At 70.1% G+C, this 16,905-nt stretch carries 18 protein-coding genes; 6 read left to right on the forward strand and 12 right to left on the reverse strand.

Annotated elements, in window-relative coordinates:
* Positions 1–83: 83 nt before the first annotated feature.
* The 8 genes from ACFWIW_RS05050 to ACFWIW_RS05085 all read right to left on the reverse strand — a co-directional run bounded on the left by ACFWIW_RS05050 (position 84) and on the right by ACFWIW_RS05085 (position 6,581).
* Positions 84–971 carry an ACP S-malonyltransferase gene (locus ACFWIW_RS05050; protein WP_378367205.1) on the reverse strand — a complete coding sequence of 296 codons (888 nt, stop codon included), beginning with the start codon at positions 969–971 and terminating at the stop codon, positions 84–86.
* Between the two features lie 41 nt (positions 972–1,012).
* Positions 1,013–2,443 (reverse strand): class I adenylate-forming enzyme family protein, encoded by a 1,431-nt coding sequence (locus ACFWIW_RS05055; protein ID WP_378367206.1) that lies wholly within the window; start codon positions 2,441–2,443, stop codon positions 1,013–1,015.
* A 14-nt stretch (positions 2,444–2,457) separates the two neighbouring features.
* Entirely contained in the window at positions 2,458–2,667 is a 210-nt protein-coding gene (locus tag ACFWIW_RS05060) for a DUF5988 family protein (protein ID WP_378367207.1), read from the reverse strand.
* A 13-nt stretch (positions 2,668–2,680) separates the two neighbouring features.
* Entirely contained in the window at positions 2,681–3,445 is a 765-nt protein-coding gene (locus ACFWIW_RS05065; protein WP_378367208.1) for a thioesterase II family protein, read from the reverse strand.
* Positions 3,446–3,544: 99 nt separating this feature from the next.
* Positions 3,545–4,141 (reverse strand): dihydrofolate reductase family protein, encoded by a 597-nt coding sequence (locus ACFWIW_RS05070; protein WP_378367209.1) that lies wholly within the window; start codon positions 4,139–4,141, stop codon positions 3,545–3,547.
* A 65-nt stretch (positions 4,142–4,206) separates the two neighbouring features.
* Positions 4,207–5,028: a helix-turn-helix domain-containing protein gene (locus tag ACFWIW_RS05075; RefSeq protein ID WP_378367499.1), complete on the reverse strand. Its 822-nt coding sequence runs from the start codon at positions 5,026–5,028 to the stop codon at positions 4,207–4,209.
* Between the two features lie 51 nt (positions 5,029–5,079).
* Positions 5,080–5,898, reverse strand: coding sequence for a hydrolase (locus tag ACFWIW_RS05080; protein WP_378367210.1), 819 nt, complete (start codon positions 5,896–5,898; stop codon positions 5,080–5,082).
* Positions 5,899–5,942: 44 nt separating this feature from the next.
* Positions 5,943–6,581, reverse strand: a complete 639-nt coding sequence (locus tag ACFWIW_RS05085) for a LysE family translocator (RefSeq protein ID WP_378367211.1) — start codon at positions 6,579–6,581, stop codon at positions 5,943–5,945.
* 69 nt (positions 6,582–6,650) lie between these two features.
* On the opposite strand from ACFWIW_RS05085, the gene ACFWIW_RS05090 reads away from it, so the two are divergent.
* On the forward strand, positions 6,651–7,721 hold the full coding sequence (locus ACFWIW_RS05090; RefSeq protein ID WP_378367212.1) for an LLM class flavin-dependent oxidoreductase: 1,071 nt from the start codon (positions 6,651–6,653) through the stop codon (positions 7,719–7,721).
* Here the strand turns inward: ACFWIW_RS05090 and ACFWIW_RS05095 are convergent.
* Positions 7,699–8,517 carry a class I SAM-dependent methyltransferase gene (locus ACFWIW_RS05095; RefSeq protein WP_378367213.1) on the reverse strand — a complete coding sequence of 273 codons (819 nt, stop codon included), beginning with the start codon at positions 8,515–8,517 and terminating at the stop codon, positions 7,699–7,701. The two genes, ACFWIW_RS05090 and ACFWIW_RS05095, sit on opposite strands and share 23 nt — an antisense overlap.
* 65 nt (positions 8,518–8,582) lie before the next feature.
* Between ACFWIW_RS05095 and ACFWIW_RS05100 the strand changes: the two genes are divergently transcribed.
* The 3 genes from ACFWIW_RS05100 to ACFWIW_RS05110 all read left to right on the forward strand — a co-directional run bounded on the left by ACFWIW_RS05100 (position 8,583) and on the right by ACFWIW_RS05110 (position 9,728).
* Entirely contained in the window at positions 8,583–8,735 is a 153-nt protein-coding gene (locus tag ACFWIW_RS05100) for a hypothetical protein (protein ID WP_378367214.1), read from the forward strand.
* Between the two features lie 20 nt (positions 8,736–8,755).
* Positions 8,756–8,986, forward strand: a complete 231-nt coding sequence (locus ACFWIW_RS05105) for a hypothetical protein (RefSeq protein ID WP_378367215.1) — start codon at positions 8,756–8,758, stop codon at positions 8,984–8,986.
* Between the two features lie 232 nt (positions 8,987–9,218).
* Positions 9,219–9,728: a hypothetical protein gene (locus ACFWIW_RS05110; RefSeq protein WP_378367216.1), complete on the forward strand. Its 510-nt coding sequence runs from the start codon at positions 9,219–9,221 to the stop codon at positions 9,726–9,728.
* An 8-nt stretch (positions 9,729–9,736) separates the two neighbouring features.
* Here the strand turns inward: ACFWIW_RS05110 and ACFWIW_RS05115 are convergent, their stop codons facing one another.
* A complete protein-coding gene (locus ACFWIW_RS05115) occupies positions 9,737–10,705 on the reverse strand; it encodes a hypothetical protein (RefSeq protein WP_378367217.1) in 969 nt (322 codons plus the stop codon).
* 105 nt (positions 10,706–10,810) lie between these two features.
* Between ACFWIW_RS05115 and ACFWIW_RS05120 the strand changes: the two genes are divergently transcribed.
* Both ACFWIW_RS05120 and ACFWIW_RS05125 read left to right on the forward strand, forming a co-directional pair.
* Entirely contained in the window at positions 10,811–11,773 is a 963-nt protein-coding gene (locus ACFWIW_RS05120; RefSeq protein WP_378367500.1) for a GlxA family transcriptional regulator, read from the forward strand.
* An 18-nt stretch (positions 11,774–11,791) separates the two neighbouring features.
* Positions 11,792–12,535 carry a DJ-1/PfpI family protein gene (locus ACFWIW_RS05125; RefSeq protein ID WP_378367218.1) on the forward strand — a complete coding sequence of 248 codons (744 nt, stop codon included), beginning with the start codon at positions 11,792–11,794 and terminating at the stop codon, positions 12,533–12,535.
* On the opposite strand, the gene ACFWIW_RS05130 is transcribed toward ACFWIW_RS05125, so the two are convergent.
* Both ACFWIW_RS05130 and ACFWIW_RS05135 read right to left on the reverse strand, forming a co-directional pair.
* Entirely contained in the window at positions 12,532–13,737 is a 1,206-nt protein-coding gene (locus ACFWIW_RS05130; RefSeq protein ID WP_378367219.1) for an FAD-dependent monooxygenase, read from the reverse strand. The genes ACFWIW_RS05125 and ACFWIW_RS05130 overlap by 4 nt on opposite strands.
* A gap of 31 nt (positions 13,738–13,768) precedes the next feature.
* Positions 13,769–16,759, reverse strand: a complete 2,991-nt coding sequence (locus tag ACFWIW_RS05135) for an ATP-binding protein (RefSeq protein WP_378367220.1) — start codon at positions 16,757–16,759, stop codon at positions 13,769–13,771.
* Positions 16,760–16,905: the final 146 nt, after the last annotated feature.

Below are 16,905 nucleotides of genomic sequence, written 5' to 3' on the forward strand. Positions count from 1 at the left end.
CAGTCACAGCGGACGCGCGTGAAGGCCCCCTTCCCTCGGCTCAGCCGAGGGAAGGGGGCCTTCACGCGCGTGAGGAGCCACCCTCAGGAACGGCTCCGCGGTTTCAAAGCCATCCCCGGCGTCACCGTCCGCACCGCGAAGTTCGTCACCGTGCTGTCCACCCGGTGGAACAGATTGTCCGGACCGGAGAAGCACAACGACGTCACCCCCTGCGCCCGCAGGGTCGCGACCATCGACGGCCAGTCGATCGGCCGGTCGAAGGTGTCGAGCAGCATCCGGCGCACGCCCGCCGCCGAGTCCAGGAGCGCGCCGTCCTGGTCCGCCACCACCGGCAGTTCGGGATCGCGAAGAGTGAAGCCGGACAGCACTTCCTCCTCGGCGCGCCGTCGCAAACCGCCGAAGAAGGCGGAGTGGACCGGCGGGCGCATGGTGTGCATCGAGTAGCCGCCGATAGACCGCACCCGCGCCTTCACCCGTTCCAAGTCCTTCTCCCGCACCGAAAGCAGGTAGAAGCCCTTGTCGATGACGCCCGAAACGTCGTGGAACTCGTCCTTCAGTTCGGCCAGGACCTCGGCGAAGCCCTCCTCCGGAGTCCGGACGAAACAGTGGGTCACGACGTCGGAATAGTCGCTTTCGAAGTAGGAAACCTCGCACCGCGAGAGCTCCGCGGTGAGCCGGACGGTCTCCTCGAACGACAGCACGCCCGTGTACGCGGTCAGTGCCTTCTGGCCGAAGCTGGGACCGGCGCATATCTCGGGTTTGACCCCGAGGGCGTCTTCGGCCCACTCCGCGAGGGAAAGACACGTCAGCATGAAGACGACCTGCGCGGCCTCGTCGTAGACATCGCCGTCTTCGCGGGCCGGGCCGATCAGGCGGCGGCCGAGGACGTCCTCGGCCGCCGCGAGCCGTTCCCGTGCCTTCCGGTCGATCATCAGGAACCGGCTCACGTCCCCGCTTCTCGTGGGGGCCATTCCCGGGAAGATCAGGGCGGTGCGTTCTTCGGTCACGTCGCTCAGCCGGCTTTCGGCGAACTGGCCGAATCGGCGAGCGCCAGCTCGGTCATCCGCTTCTTGTCGGGTTTTCCGTTGCGGTTCAGCGGAAAACGGTCGACGACGCGGATACGGTCCGGCCGCTCGAACTCCGGCAGTACCTCGGCGATGCGCGTACGCCAGTGCCTGCCGTCGTGGCCGAGCGGGTCTTCGACGAAGAACGCCAGCTGGCAGCCACGCCGTTCGTCCGGCAGCGGGATCACCTTGACCGGGCACAGCGCTTCGGTGACCTTGTGCTCGATGATCTCCGGATAGAGCGTGTGTCCCTTGCGGTGCACGGCGAACTTGCGGCCCACCACGAACAGGTTGTCGTTCTCGTCCAGGTAGCCGAAGTCGCCGGTGTGCCGCCAGCCCTGCTCCGCCGGCTCCAGTGAGCCGTCCGCGGCGAGGTAGCCCGCCATCATGTCGGGGCAGTACATCACGATCTCGCCGGTCTGCCCGGCGGGGAGCGCATTGCCTTCGTCGTCGAGGATCCGCAATTCGTGCCCGGGCAGCGCGCGGCCGCAGCCGACCGGGTTCTCGGGCGTAGCGAACGCGAGGTTGCCCAGTTCCGTGCTTCCGTAGCTGTCCAGCAACGGGAGACCGAACCAGGCGGCGTAGTCTTCGCTGAGCGTCGAGCCCAGTGGAGCGGCGCCACTGCAGAACATGCGCACCCCCGCCAGATCGAGGCCGTAGCGGGGATTGCGCTTCACGATGTTGAGGATGCTCTGGTACGTGGAAGGCGTGCCGTCGGTCACGGTCACGCCGCATTGCCCCGCCATCCGCAGGGCACGGTCGATCCGCCGGTACGGCGCCACCACGAGCGAACAGCGCACCAGCCACGCGATCAGCACCATCGACAGGCCGTACTGGTGGGAAAACGGCAGCATCGGCATCAGCACGTCACCCGAGTGGTGGCCGACCTGGTCGGCGTTGCGCCGGAGGTTCTTCAGGAACCGTCCGCCGTTCTTGACCACGCCCTTGGGCACCCCGGTCGACCCGGAGGAGTACATGATCAGCCCGTCCGGAAGCTCGCACCACGGGTCCACCCGCAGCTCCGGATCGCGGGTGGCCTGGGACGCCCCGGCGACGAGCAATTCGTAGAGCAGGGTGTGCGGGCCGTCGGTGACCAGCGGCGCGTCCTCGTCGACCAGGCTGATCTTGACCCCGGCCTGGTTGCAGACCCGCTGGGTTTCGGCGGCGTTCTCCTGCTGGTCGACGAGCACGATGCTGGCACCGACATGCATCAGGGCCAGCAGCGTGGTCACGTAGGCGGCCGAATTCCCGGCCTTCAGCATCACCCTGGTCGCGGGTGTCACGCCACGCTCCCGGAGCGACTCCGCCACCCCCAGCGCGCTGTGTTCGAGTTCCTCGAACGTCTGCAAGGAATCGAGGGCGAAGAGTCTCGCGGACATGGGATTCCCCTTTCTCACTCGGCGATCTTGGTGCGGCCAGACCACCGGAAGACGGCGACGACCTCATGACCGTCCTGCTGGAATTCCCCGGCGTGGGAAAAGTGCTCGTATCCTCCGTCGACGCAGATCTTCAAGTCCTGGGTGAGGTCTTCGACCTTCTGGTAGGACTCCAGCTGCGCCGACCGCGCGCGAGATCCGGTGGGATCGATTCTGATGTGCACCACGGAAGGGCTCCTTTCACTGGGTGATGTGGAGGTCGGCAGGCCGCAGGACGGCCGAGATGGCCCGGATCACGGCCGGGGCGTGGGTGTTCAGGTAGAAATGCCCGCCGGGATACGTGGTCAGGGTGAACGGCCCGGACGTGTGCGTTGCCCAGTCGCGGACTTCGTCCACGGTCGCCTTCGGGTCGTTTTCGCCGACGTGGGCGTGAATCGGGGCCCGCAGCAGCGGCCCCGGCGGGTACCGGTAGGTCTCCGCGGCGGTGTAGTCCGTGCGGATCGAGGGCAGCACCATTTCCAGGATCGCCTCGTCCTCGAAGATCTGGGCGTCGGTGCCGCCGAGTTCCTTCACGGCGGCGACGAGTCCCGCGTCGTCGCGCAGGTGGACCGTCTCGTCGCGAGCGCGGCTCGGAGCCACCCGGCCGGAGACGAACAACGCGTGAGGCCGCACATCGCGGGCTTCGAGCCTGCGGGCGACCTCGAAGCCGAGGGTCGCGCCCATGCTGTGACCGAAAAGGACGGTCGGCCGGTCCAGCCACGGCAGGAGTGCCTCGGTGACACCGTCGGCCAGCTCGGCGATGGTGGCGAGCCCCGCTTCGTGACGCCGGTCCTGGCGTCCCGGGTACTGGATCGCGAGTACGTCGGCGTCGGGGCTCAACGTCCGTGAGACCGGGAAGAAATAGCTCGCGGAGCCCCCGGCGTGCGGGAAACAGACGACACGGAAGGGCGCGTCGTCCGCGGGATGGAACCTGCGTACCCAGAGTCCGTCGTCGTTGCCTGCCACCCGGCCACCTCCTGCGTCGGCGACGGGCGGATCGCCCGTCCCACCGAGCGTGCGGGCGGCCGGTCCGGCCGGACAACCCCTACCGACCCGGCGTGGCCCCTACCGCGCCTCTCGGCCGCGGCGCACCCGATAGCACAGGTGAAGCACCCGGTCGCCCTGAATCACCACGTCAGGATCCTCCAGCAGGTGCTGCGCGTGGACCGGCCCGAAGAAGCGCCTCCCGGACCCGAACACGACGGGTACGACGTCCATGCGCACTTCGTCGACCAAGCCCTTGGCGAGCGCCTGGCCACCGACGTCGCCGGCCGCGACCTCGACGACCCGGTCGCCCGCGAGCTCCTGCGCCTTGGCCACGGCCGCCTCGACGCCGTCGACGAAGTGGAACGGCGCGCCGGGATCCCAGCCCTCGGGCGCGGGCCGATGCGACACGACGACCACGTGGTCGATCCCGCCCGGCGGCTTCCCGTCCCAGCCGTCCGTCAGGTCGAAGACGCGGCGGCCGGCGATCGTCACCCCGATCCCGTCCCAGTACGGCCGGGTGTGGTCGTAGGACGCCTGCGACACCTTGAGCACGCCGCTGTCGTCCAAGGGGACGTCACCGCCGGTCAACCAGTCGAACAGCGGCCCGGGCCGGTCGTCCTCGTCCGCGACGAAACCGTCCACCGACACCGATCCGTACATGACCACCTTGCCCACGGGCCCTCCTCTGCTCAGGGGGCCCCGAAATTAGCGTGTCGTGAGCTTGTCGCGCTTGTAAGAAATCAATCGGCGGGCAGAGGCCAGCTGTCGAGCACGTGGCCGGGATGTTCGTTGCGGAACCGCCGCCGGACCTCGAGGTACCGGGTCGGCGTGAGCCCGGTGAACGCCCGGAACTCGTGCCCGAAGTGCGCTTGGTCGAAGTAGCCGGCGCCGCTGGCGACCTCGCCCCAGTCGATCGGTGCGTCCGGGTCGATCCCGAACACGGTGGCGGTGAAGCGGTAGGTGCGGGCCAGCCGCTTCGGCGTGACGCCGACGAGCTCCTTGAACCGCTGTGCCAGATACGTGCCGCTGACACCGGCCGCCGCGCTCAGGTCGCCGATCGCCACCGCCCCGCCGGTCGCCGCGATGACGCCGCTCGTATGGCGGACCAGCCCAAGGCCGGAGATCTCGGAGAGCCGTCGCAGCAGCTCCTGCTCGAGCAGCGTCAGCATCTCGTGCGGTCCGGGCGCCGAGGCCAACCGGTCCCGCAGCCCGGCGACGGCGGGCCGTCCCCAAACCTGCTCCAGTGTCACCGGCCGGTCGCACAGCTCGGCCGCGGGCATCGGCAGGAACGACGACGGCCCCCACGGCTTGAAGTGCACGCCGACGGACCTGGTCGGGAGCGGGTAACCGAACTCGTACGCGCGGGTGGGCATGGTGATCACGCAGCCGTCGGCGTACTCGGCCGTCTCGATCTCGGCTCCGGCGCGGATGCGGAACGGCGCACCCAGGTTGACGATGAGCAAGGCCGACGGCGTCGGCGGCAGCGTCAGCCGGGAGTACGGCGGCGCGCCCTCCAGGTAGTAGAGGTCGTCGATCAGCCCGTCCAGCGGCGGACGCGGCACCCGGGACACGTACTCCACGCCTACAGCATCGCCCACCGGCCGCGAATTCGGTCAGCCGAGATGGTCGTTCGCGCCGGTGACCCACGCGACGTAGCGCTCGGCCGAGCGCCGCACGGCGGCCTTCGCGCCGGCCCGCACAGTGGCGCCCGTGAGGGCGTAGAGCCGGTCGAACTCGTAGGGCTCCAGCCTGTCCATGAGCCGCCCGACCAGGCCTGCCGAGAGCGGGATCTGGTTGGGATAGCTGCGCATGAAGGTCACCCAGCCCGCCGCGGCCACCGGCACGATGGTGTCGCCCACCAGCAGCGAGCCGCCGTTCGCGGCGACGTGGGCGACCGCGGCACCGGGGAAGTGGCCGCCCGCTTCGACGAGCGTGACACCGGGCAGGATCTCTTCGGAGCCACGCCATTCGCGGATCACCGGATCTTCCCGCCGCACCCACCGCCGGTCGGCGGAATGCACGAGGACCGGAACGTTTCCGAGGTGATGGCTCAGGCTCACCTGCGAGCCGTACATATGCGGATGGCTCGCCACGATCGCGGCCGCGCCGCCGAGTTCGGCGATCTTGCCGAGCAGGGGCTCGTCGAGTGCGTTCGGCGGGTCCCACAGCAGGTTGCCCTGATCGGTCCGGACGAGGTAGGTCCATTGGCCGATCGAGAACTCCGGCTCGCGGTGCAGGCGGTGGATACCCGGCTCCGGCTGCTCGTGGACCAGCTTGTGCGGCTCCGCGGCGAGCTCTTCCGCGGTGGTCCAGGATTGGCCTGAGGCGCGGACGTACTGGCGTTCGTCCGCGCAGATCCGGCAGATCCCGGCCGGCGGCGCGGCGGTGTCGGGGTGCTCGACGCCGCAGGTCACACAGATCCAGATCGTCATGAATCAAGCATGGAATCTCCAGCTTGCTGGAGGTCAAGGCCTGCCTATTCCTTGCGGCCGCTGACCGCCAGGCCGACACCGAGCCCGACCATCGTGAGCCCGGCCGCTCCACCGACCAGGTCCAACCGGCGTGCCGAGCGGGAGAACCAGGATCGGACCGCGCCCGCCGCCACACCCCAGACGGAGTCCATCGCCAGGGCGATCGCGGAGAACACCGCACCGAGGATCACCATCTGAAGGCCGGCCTGCCCGGCGGAGGGGTCGACGAACTGGGGCAGGATCGCCGCGAAGAACACCACGGTCTTCGGGTTGGTGACGCCGACGATGAATCCCTGCAGCAGCGTGCGCCCGCCGCTGATCGGGGCCGCCTGCGCCTCGAAGGCCTCCCGCAGCGCCCGGCGATGCCGGATCGCCTGGATACCGAGGTAGATCAGGTACGCGGCGCCGGCGAACTTGATCACCGTGTAGATCACCGCGGAGGCCTGGATGATCGCGCCCACCCCGATGGCGACGGCGGTGGCGGCGACGAAGCTGCCGAGCGCCCCGCCGACCACGGTCATCAGCGCGGTCCGCCTGCCGTAGGCAAGGGCGCGGCTGACCGCGAACAGCACGGCGGGGCCCGGGATGAGGATCAGGACGAACGACGCGAGCGCGAAAGCGGCCAGACGATCAGGCGAGGGCATGAGGCCACGGTAGCCGATCCGGTCACGATCTCTGGCAAGCTCGGATTCACGGGTGGAAGGGGGAGTCCCATGCGTACCGGCATCGTGGTCGCGGCCCATCCCGGCGTGGCGGAGTCCGCCGTGCGGGCCGAGGAGCTCGGGTTCAGCAGCTTCTGGGTGTACGACACACCGATGGTCCACGGCGATCCGTTCGTGGCGCTGAGCCTGTGCGCGCGGGCGACCAGCCGCATCAAGCTCGGGATCGGGGTGACGTCACCGGCGTTGCGGTCGGCGCCCGCCGCCGCGAGCGGATTCGCCGGCCTCAACGCGCTGGCACCGGGCCGGATCATCTGCGGTGTCGGCACGGGGAACACCGCCCGGCGCACCCTGGGCATGCCGCCGACCACGACGGCCGAACTGGAGGCGTTCACCGCCGCGCTCCAGGGGCTGTGCGCCGGGTATCCGGTCGACTACCGCGAGGGCGACAGGGTGCGCGACGTCCGGTTCCTGCATACCGGGCAGGCGGTGAACACCGCCGACCCGATCGAGTTCGTGGTGGCCGCGCTGGGGCCGAAAGCCGCCGCGGTCGCGGGCCGCCGCGATGCCGGTCTCGTCTCGTTCGGTCTTCTCGATCCCGCCGCCTGGCGGGCATTGCACGCGGCTCGCGGAGACACGCCCCGCGATTCGTACCTGATGACGGCGCTGCACGTCCTCGACGACGGCGCCGACCCGTACGGCGACCCGGCCCGGGACGCGGTGGGGCATATCGTGTTGACGTCGCTGGCCTTCGCCGCCGACACCCCGTCGGTCGCCGACGGGCTCGGTGCCGAGGAACGCGACGCCGTGCGCCGCCTGCTCGACCGGCGTGGCACCACGGCCACCGCGCCGGACCGGTACACCAAGCTCTATCCCGGCTACCTGGAACGCGTCGCACCGGCGGACCGGGACCTGATCACGCCGTCGCTGATGGACACCCTGACCCTGGTCGGGACCCCGGACGACCTCCGTTCCCGCATCACCGCGCTGGCCGAAGCCGGTGTCGACGAGATCGTCCTCCAGCCGGTGGTCGACCCGCTGGAGGAGATGGCCCGGATCGCGGAACTGATCACCGGCTCTCGGCGAGGAGCTGACCGACCGTTCACCGTGCCGGCGTCCGGTTGATCGCGATCAAATGGCTGCTCAGCCCGAGCAGCGCGGGTTCGTTCTCGACGGCTTGGGTGAAGCGGAGAACGACGTCGAGGTCCGCCGGGTGGTCCCATCGGCCGGTGAGCTGTGGCAGCCAGCCCGCGAGTCCTTCGACGCCCACCACGTCGAGCAAGCCGAGCCCCGCGTCGAGGCATTCCTGACGTAATTCGTCGGGGTGGTGGAAGTAGCCGGTGGTGAACCAATGGGGATGGTCGTTGTCGTTGCGATGCTGACCGGAAGTCAGGTCGTCGCTCACTATCCGCTGGAATTCCGGGTCGAAAAGGAAGCCGCGGGCGAGGCCGTCGAACAGTGACGCGAAGCGTGAGATCGCCGCGACGAATATCCATCCGCCGGGGCGGACCGCGCGACCGGCTTCACGCAAGGCCGCGAGACGATCATCGCGGTCGGTGAGGTGGTAGAGGGGGCCGAGCAGGAGCGCGGCGTCGAAGCTTCCGTCCGGCACCGGCAACGCCCGGGCGTCGGCCAAAGCCGCGGTCATTCCCGGTGTTCTTTCGGCGAGTTGCCGAGCGGCGGCGACGTGTTCCGGGACGACGTCGAACAAGGCCACCCGATGGCCGTCCTCGGCAAGCCAGGCGGCGTGCGTTCCGGTGGCTCCGCCGATGTCGAGTACGCGCAAGGCGCCGGCCGGCAGATGCCGCCGTACGATCTCCTGTGTCCGCAGGAACTCGAGACGGCCGAACGCCTCGGTGAGTCGTGCGCCTTCGTCGATCGATCGGTAATGCCGGATCATCTCGTGCGGTAGTTCCTTCACCACGCGAAGACTACGGCCGGCTTCCGGGCGGCGCACCGGAATTTCCGTGCGGGCACAATGGCCGTATGCCGGATCTTCAGTGGGATGAGGTCAAGAGCTTTTTCTACCCCGACCTGATGGGTGCCTTTCCCGACGTATACGTCCCGGATGCCTCCGCGGAGGACTGGCAGCCGCCGAAGTGCTCTTTCGCCCGCCCGATGCCGAACTGGTGGAGCTGAGGGTCTGGCCGGTTCCGGGCATGCTCGTGATCTTCCGTCTCATGGCGGCCGAGGAGATCGACTTCGACATCGACCTGCGGGAGTTGCAGGGGCAGGCCGGAGTCGACACCTTGTGCGGGTTCCTCACCGACATCGGACGAGCGCTGGGAAAGCCGGTTCTCATGACGCCGGAAGGCGGCAGCCAGGCCCATCCGGTCCTCGGGTTCGATCCGGCACACGACCGAGTCGTGCTGCCGGCCGCTCCGCTGTAGGCGGCGGCCTGCGCGTCCCGCCCCGTCTCTGGGACGACGAGAAACCGCTGTTCGGGACTCCTTTCGCGTCTCACGTCGACGAGCCCTCTTGTGTCCGGCCGAACGGTCCGGCAAGACTTCGAATCGCACGGCTACGAGGGGGGATCCCGTAGCAGATCGGGAAATTCGAACGAAGACAGCAATCTCGCCGCGGAACCCCTGCCGAATTGTCACCACTTCGAAAGGAAATCGCATGCGAGCCAATCGTTTCATCGGTGCCACCTGCGCCGCTGTCGTCATCACCGCCGTCCTCGGTGGGACGGCTCAGGCCGAGGAGCAACCCAACGACGCGGAGAAGGCCTTCTGCATGGACCGCGCCGGTGCCTTCCTGGACAGCGGCAAGGGCAAGACCGTCAAGGGGCGCTACACCATCGTCCAATCCGAGAGCCTCGCGGACGTGCAGGCCGGTGGCTACGCGGAGGACATCTCGACGGGCGACCGGGTCATCGCCCAGCGCAGCCACCGGAAATTCGAAATGCGCGACGACCCCTGGTACCCGGACGACGACCTGATCGGCGGCAACTACGGATCCTGCCGCAGCCGGAAGGCGACCTGGTACGACGCCAACGTGCGGGACTGGATCAAGTCACCCGCCGTGGCACTGCAGATCGGGGGCACGAACAAGAGCTACGCGGTCCGCAGCTGTGTCGAAACCCCGGAGGGATACCGGGGTTGCACCGCCTGGTACGTCGACCACCACTGAACCGGACGCTAGCCGAAGATCCGGGCGCGTAGTTCTTTCACCGTCCGGACCGAAGCGATCAGGTCCAGGGTGTCGAAATGCAGCGACCAGGCCGTGCCGTTCGCGGTCTTCACCGTCCGCTCGGCCAGGCTGAAGGAGATCGTGCGGGGGTCGGCGCCGCCCAGCGCCACGGCGGTGCCGACCCACTCCCGGTATCCGGTGCCACCCGCGGACACGGTGGCCCGCGGCTCGAGTGCGACGTCACGGACCGCGCCGAACAACCGGTCCAGGTATTCGGTCATGGCCCGGCGGCCGGAGATCGGCTCGGTCAGGCCGGGACCCCGCAGGGTCGCGGAACCGTCCACCCCGGCGACCAGGATCCCCGCCGCTTCCCGGTTCCACGCCAGTTGCCGGACCTGTGGCGGCAAGGGGATCGCCGGGGCCGGGTCGGTCGCCGACGCGGTGATCCCCTCGAAGAGGTTCCGCAGCGGGTTCGCCGGATCCTCGACCGGACGGAACATGTCGACCTGGTCCCAGAACCGCCTGCCGTCCTGCACCCTGGCCGGATCCTTGCCCGCGGCCGGATCGCCGAGGACGAGCCGGTGCGTCGTCTTGAAGGAGACCGGTTTCCCCTTGACGGTGCCGGTGTTGAGCGCCTCGACGAAAACGACCCTGCCATCGGCCCCGGAGGTGACGGTCTCCGGAACGAAGACGTAGTCCGGGACCAAGCTCAGCACGCCCTCGATCTGGCTTCTGATCCCCGCCCAGTCCCGGGACGTCTCGAGCCCGCTGTCCCAGAGGCGCGCCGTCCCGTCTTGGACGAACAGGTTCATGTACGCGTCGACATCCTGGGCGTTTCTTCCCCAGGCACGGTAGGCGTCCATGAACCGCTCCACGTTCGCGGGCCGGTCAAGGGATTCGGCGTTCGCGGAAGCCGCGAGTACGACACAGGACAGAACGGCCGCGGCGAGGGCGGGCAAGAGTCGTGAAACCTTCATGGCCAAAGGATCATCGAGCCGGGGGATCGCTGTCGATTACCTCCGAGGTAAGCGGCGCGGCGGTAGATTCTCCCTGTGGGGCTTGAAAAGGAAGCGGTGCGCCGGGTGGTGATCGTCGCGTTCGACGACGCGCAGATCCTCGATGTGGCCTGTCCCAGCGGGGCGCTGGAGATCGCGAACTCGCACGGCGCCGCGCCGAGGTATGTCGTCGAGCTGGCGACGGTTCACGGGCGGACGACGCGGAGTTCGTCGGGGATCATGCTCGCGGGGGCCCGCCGGCTCGCCGAGGTGTCCGGGCGGATGGACACGGTGATCGTGGTCGGTGGCGCGGGAACGGGGGCGGCCGCGGCGGACGAGCGTCTGCTGACGCAGGTGCGGCGGCTGGCCGGACGGAGCAGGCGGATCGCCTCGGTGTGCACGGGTGCCTTCGTGCTGGCGGCCGCCGGATTGCTCGACGACCGGCGGGTCACGACGCATTGGGGATACGGCGAGCTGCTCGCCGCCACCTTCCCGGCGGTGACCGTGGATCCGGCGCCGCTCTACATCCGCGACGGCAACGTGTTCACCTCCGCCGGGGTCATCAGCGCGCTGGATCTCACGCTCGCGCTGATCGAGGACGACTGCGGTCCGACCCTGGCCCGAGAGGTCGCCCGTGAGCTGGTGACCTATCTGCACCGCTCGGGCGACCAGGCCCAGATCAGCACGTTCCTTGCCGTTCCGCCGCCGGGCAACCGGGTCGTGCGCGATCTGCTTGGGTACATCGCCGCGCATCTCGCCGACGATCTGAGCCCGGCGGCGCTGGCGGCACGCGCCGGGGTCACCACGCGGCACCTGAACCGGCTGTTCACCGCGCAGCTGGGCAGCACCCCGGCCCGCACCGTGCGGGCGGCGCGGACCGAGGCCGCCGCCCAGCTGGTGCGGTCCACCGCGTTGCCGCTGGCCGCGGTCGCTCGGCGATGCGGATTCGCCTCGCCGGAGACCCTGCGGACGGCGTTCCGCCGGTATTACGGGATCACCGGGGACACACTTCGCAGGATGAAGGACATGCCCCGCCCGATCGGCGCCTGAGCTCCCCAGAATCGCGGCATGGACAGTGCGAAGACCACCCGCAGGACAGTGCTGGCCGGAGTCGCGGCGGCCGCCGCGTTCGGCCTCTCCACCGGCACGGCTCAGGCGGAGACCAAAGGGCCGAAGATCGGCATCCTGCTCTACGACGGGTTCAGCCTGCTGGATCCGACGGGACCGGCCGAGGTGCTGTCCCGGCTCCCCGGTGCCACGGTGACGATGATCGCCCAGCAGCGCGGCCCGGTGCGCACGGACACCGGTGATGCCGCGGTGCTGGCGGAACGTTCGGTGGCCGAGGTGCACCGGCTGGACGTGTTGCTCGTCCCGGGCGCGGGCAACCGCGGCACGGTCGCCGCCATGGAGAACCCGGTCCTGCTCGACTGGATCCGGCGTATCCATCGGCACACGACGTGGACCACGTCGGTGTGCACGGGATCTTTGATCCTCGGCGCGGCAGGGCTGCTCCGCGACCGCGCCACCACGTACTGGGCCTCGGCGGACTACCTGGAGAAGACCTTCGGAGTGCGTTACGTGCCCGAGCGCTACGTCCAGGTCGGCAAGGTCGTCACCGCGGCGGGGGTGTCCGCCGGGATCGACCTCGCCTTCCATCTCGCGTCCCTTTTGGCCGGTGAGGAGGTCGCCCGCGGTATCCAGCTCGCCGTCGAGTACGACCCGCGACCGCCGTTCGATTCGGGCAACGCCGCGGCGGCGAGCCCGGAACTCAAGGCGCTCGCGCTGAAACTGCTCGCGGACTCGCAGGTCTAGCGGGGGCCGTAATCCTTCAGCACCAAGGCGTTCGCCGCTTCCCGGATCGGGCGGGCCATCTGTTCGAGGACGCGGTCGCGGCCGGGGAGGTACGGCATCAGTTTGATCATCCGGGTGTTGAACCAAGCGAAAGCCCGCGACTGCGGGATGATCCCGCGTAGCGCCATCTTCGCCAAGGCCTGGTTCTTCTCGACGTACGGACGCATTTCCGTTTCGTAGCGGGAAAACGCCGTCGTGAAGTCGTCCGAAGCCGCCAGCTCGCCCGCCAGGACATACGCGCCGACGAGGGCCAGGCTCGTGCCCTGTCCCGAGGCGGGCGACGGGCAATGGCCCGCGTCACCGAGGAGGGTGACGCGTCCGGCCGAAAAGCGGTCCATGCGGATCTGGCACACCGGGTCGAAGTAGAAGTCGCCCGCCTGTCGCATGGCGTCGAGCAACGCCGGGATCTCCCAGCCCAGCGCGGCGAACTGGCGCGCGACGAGGTTCTTCTGGCCTTCGACGTCCCGCCGGTCGTAAGCCAGCGGAGGGGCGCTGAACCAGAACGCGGCCTTGGCGTCGTCGGCGCGCGCGGTGCTGTAGACGTTGACCATCTTGCCGGGCGCCGCCGAATGCAGCAGCTCCCAGCGGTCGAGCTCGAAGGTGTTGGGCACGGTGGAGATCGAGACGTAGGCGTCGAACCGGTGCAGGTAGTCCTCCTCCGGCCCGAAGGCGAGCTCGCGGACGCCGGAGTGCAGCCCGTCGGCGCCGACGACCAGGTCGAACCGGCGCGGATCCCCGTGGGCGAACGTCACGTCGACGCCGTCGGAACGCTGTGCCAGCCCGGTGATCCAGTCGCCGAAGACGTACTCGGTGCTCTCCTTCGTGGCGTCGTACAGGACCTTCGCCAGGTCGCCGCGGAGGATTTCGGTGTCGTCGCCGTGGCGGAAGCCGAAAGTGTCGGCGTCGAGGGTGGCCAGCTGCTTGCCCCGTTTGTTCACGAACGCGGCGCCCCGCATGCCGGTGCTCGCCGCGTGCACCTCGTCGAGCAGGCCCATCCGGCGGACGACGTCGACGGCGACCCCGCGGATGTCGACCTTGTAGCCGCCTTCGCGCGGGCTCGGGGCCCGTTCGACGACGGTGGCGTCGAAGCCGTGGCGGTGCAGCCACCAGGCGAGGGCGGGCCCGGCGACACCGGCGCCGGAGATCAGGATGTTCTTCGTCATGTCCGGCAGCGTGGGCGTGGCCGCTGACCGGTCACGAACCGAGCGCGAACCGCCGCTGACCGAGTTCGTGGATCGCCTGGTCAGGAGGCATTTCCCGGCCGCGGGCGAAGGCTTCGGAGTAGGCATCGGCGCCGATGCGGGCCTGGACGCGGCCCACCACCGCGTCGACATCGGCGTCCCCGGCGACGGGAGCGCCGCGCAGCCCGACCGCCACGCCGAGCAGGAACGCCGCCCGCTCGTTCTCGTCACGCGCGGCGAGGACTCCGGCCAGCCCCTCGATCGCCTGGGCCGCACCGGGGAGGTTCGCGTATTCCAGCGCGGTCGCGAGCGCCTCCTGATGCAGTCCGGTCGCCGCGTCGAGGTCACCGGCGGCGGCCATCGTCCAGCCGAAACCGGTGTGGAGCCGGATCCGCGTCTCGCCGCCGGTCACCGGTTCGGCGGCCAGGCCGGCCGCGGCGGAGTACCAGCGCCGGGCCGTCGCCAGATCGCCTTCGCGGCGCGCGATCTCACCCAGCCCGCCTCTGGCTCGCGCGAGCGTCAGCGGGTTGCCGCGCGCTTGGCAGGCGGCGGCTTCGTAGTCGGCCTTCGCGGCCTCGATGTCTCCCGCGCGCAGGACGCCGTCGGCGCGGCGGCAGAGCAGATCGGCGGCGTCTTCGAAGGAACCGAGTTCCGCGGCCAGCCGCACGGATTCGTCCATCAGTTCGCGGAACCGGACGTGGTCGCCGCGCCAGTCCGCGAACTCGGCGAGCTTCTCCAGCGTGCTCGCCGTGCCCCAGCGATCACCCAGTTCGCGGAATCCGGCCAGCGACGCGGAGAAGTGCTTTTCGGCCTCGGCGATCCGGCCGTTGTACTGCGCGCCGAGGCCGTCGCTGATCCGCGCGAACGCCCGCGACCATCGGTCCCCGCCGATGAGCGCGGCGAGCCGTTCACCCTCCTTCGCCTTGGGGTGCGGGGAAAACGCCCACAGCAGGAACAGGTACGGGTATCGCAGCGGACCGTCGAGCCGCCGCAGGATCGGTTCGATCCCGGCGCCGGTGGCCGACGCGTGCACGAGACCGAGGACGTATTCCTCGGCCAGCCCCGGCGGAGGTTCGGGGCCGATGGCGGCGAGCGCGGCGTCCGCGAACGGCGTCGCTTCACCGCGCAGGCCACGCAGCCACCAGTACCAGGTCAGGGCCGCGATGAGCCGCAGGGCGAGATCGGGGGCGTCGGCCACGCTCCAGCGGAGGGCCGCGTGCAGTTCGGCGTGCTCGGCGCTCAGCTCTTCCAGCGCCACCAGCTGGTCCGCGCCGCGCAGCTTCGGTTCGGACGAGCGGGCGAGGGCGAGGAAGTACTCGGCGTGCGCGGCGCGCCGGTCTTCGCCGTGTTCGGCGCAGAACGCGCGAATGGTCTCCAGCATCCGGTACCGCCCGCCGTCGAACTCGACGAAGGACTTCTCGACCAGCCCGGCCAGCACGCCTTCCGCGTCGGGTACGGCGCAGACGTGTTCGACGGCGTCGAGCCTCGCGCCACCGGCGAACACCGCGAACCGGCCTGCCAGCAGCTGTTCTCGCGGGTCGAGGAGGTCCCAGCTCCACTCGACGACGCCGCGCAGGCTCCGGTGCCGCGGTTCGGCGGTCCGTTCGCCGCGGGACAGCAGCCCGAACCGGTCGCCGAGCCGGGCAGCGACGTCGTCGGCGGACAGGGTCCGCAACCGCGCGGCGGCGAGCTCGATCGCCAATGGCAGACCGTCGAGCTCGGCGCAGATTCGAGCCACGGCGGCCGGATCCGGCGTTTGATCGGGAGCGACCGCCGCGGCGCGCTCGGTGAACAACCGGGCGGCGGCGTCGGCGGGCAGGGGACCGACCGGTACCAGCGTCTCGCCGGTCAACCCCAGCGCTTCGCGGCTGGTGACGAGCACCCGCGGGCCCGGGCATTCCGACAGCAGCCGCCGCACCAGCCGCGCCGCTTCGGCGACGACGTGTTCACAGTTGTCGAGGACGATCAGCGGTGACCGGCCGGCGAGCCCGGCGACCAGGCGGCCGGCGGGATCCGAAACCGCTCCCGGCGCCAGGACACCTTGTTCGCGCAGGCCCAGCGCGGCGAGGACGGCGGGAGCGACCTCGGTCGCCGTGGCGAGCTCGACGAAGCAGACTTCGCCGTCCTGCCGGGAAGTCGCTTCGACGGCGAGCCGCGTCTTGCCCGCTCCGCCGGGCCCGGTGAGCGTGACGAGCCGCGTCTTCCCGAGCGCGTCGACAAGGCGGTCGAGTTCGCCGCGGCCGACGAATCCCGTGAGCGGCACGGGAATCCGGCGGGCCGTCGACCCTCGCAACACGGCGGCGTGCGCGCCGGCGAGGTCCGCCGACGGGTCGGCGCCCAGTTCGTCGGCGAGGCGCTCGCGGGCCTCGGCGAACACGGCGAGCGCCTCGGCGGAGCGTCCGCTGCCGTGCAGGGCGCGGACGAGCTGGGCGGTGAGCCGTTCCCGCAGCGGGTGTTCCCGTGCGAGCTCACGGAGTTCGGCGACGAGCTTTTCGTGGTGTGCCAAGGCGAGCCCGGCCTCGACACGGTCCTCGATCGCGGCCAGCCGCAGCTCGGCGAGCCGGGCGGCGCGCGGCGGGTCGGCGAGCCCGTCTAGCGCGGAGCCGCGCCACAACGCCAGCGCTTCGGTGAAGAGCGCGAGCTTCGTGCCCGGCTCGGCGGTCTCGCGCGCCTGGGCGGTGAGGCGTTCGAACCGGTGGAGGTCGACGTCCTGCGGATCGACGGCCAGCCGGTATCCGGCGGGGGTGAACTCGACGAGCCCGTCGGGCGCGCCGCCGTCCTTCAACCGCCGCCGGAGCCGGGAGACCTGGGACTGCAGGGCTTCGGCGGCGCCCTCGGGCGGGTGGTCGCCGTGCAGGCCGTCGATCAGCCGTCCGGCGCTGACGATGCGCCCGGCGTCGAGCGCGAGCAGCGCGAGCAGACCCCGCAGCTGCGGCCCGCCGAGCGCGACGGGGGTCCCGTCGGGAAGGCGGGCTTCGACCGGCCCGAGGATGGCGAACTGCACGGGGTCGATTCTGGCCTACCCCGGCCCGTCGTGAGGTTGGCGGTCCGCTCGCGGCTCCGTCGGCGTTCGTGTCGCGAAAGCCACTTTCGGGACACCAGACGTCGCGAAAGTGGCTTTCGCGACACGCGCCCTTTTCCATGGGGCAG

It is taken from the genome of Amycolatopsis sp. NPDC058340 (assembly GCF_042723975.1).
Lineage (GTDB): Bacteria > Actinomycetota > Actinomycetes > Mycobacteriales > Pseudonocardiaceae > Amycolatopsis.

Bases quoted from the DNA above. Each gene is read 5' to 3' on its own strand.
- ACFWIW_RS05080 (WP_378367210.1), bottom strand. From the start codon at position 5,898: ATGACGATCTGGATCTGTGTGACCTGCGGCGTCGAGCACCCCGACACC.
- ACFWIW_RS05110 (WP_378367216.1), top strand. From the start codon at position 9,219: ATGCGAGCCAATCGTTTCATCGGTGCCACCTGCGCCGCTGTCGTCATC.
- ACFWIW_RS05050 (WP_378367205.1), bottom strand. From the start codon at position 971: ATGGCCCCCACGAGAAGCGGGGACGTGAGCCGGTTCCTGATGATCGAC.
- ACFWIW_RS05105 (WP_378367215.1), top strand. From the start codon at position 8,756: ATGCTCGTGATCTTCCGTCTCATGGCGGCCGAGGAGATCGACTTCGAC.
- ACFWIW_RS05130 (WP_378367219.1), bottom strand. From the start codon at position 13,737: ATGACGAAGAACATCCTGATCTCCGGCGCCGGTGTCGCCGGGCCCGCC.
- ACFWIW_RS05115 (WP_378367217.1), bottom strand. From the start codon at position 10,705: ATGAAGGTTTCACGACTCTTGCCCGCCCTCGCCGCGGCCGTTCTGTCC.
- ACFWIW_RS05055 (WP_378367206.1), bottom strand. From the start codon at position 2,443: ATGTCCGCGAGACTCTTCGCCCTCGATTCCTTGCAGACGTTCGAGGAA.
- ACFWIW_RS05085 (WP_378367211.1), bottom strand. From the start codon at position 6,581: ATGCCCTCGCCTGATCGTCTGGCCGCTTTCGCGCTCGCGTCGTTCGTC.
- ACFWIW_RS05090 (WP_378367212.1), top strand. From the start codon at position 6,651: ATGCGTACCGGCATCGTGGTCGCGGCCCATCCCGGCGTGGCGGAGTCC.
- ACFWIW_RS05100 (WP_378367214.1), top strand. From the start codon at position 8,583: ATGCCGGATCTTCAGTGGGATGAGGTCAAGAGCTTTTTCTACCCCGAC.
- ACFWIW_RS05125 (WP_378367218.1), top strand. From the start codon at position 11,792: ATGGACAGTGCGAAGACCACCCGCAGGACAGTGCTGGCCGGAGTCGCG.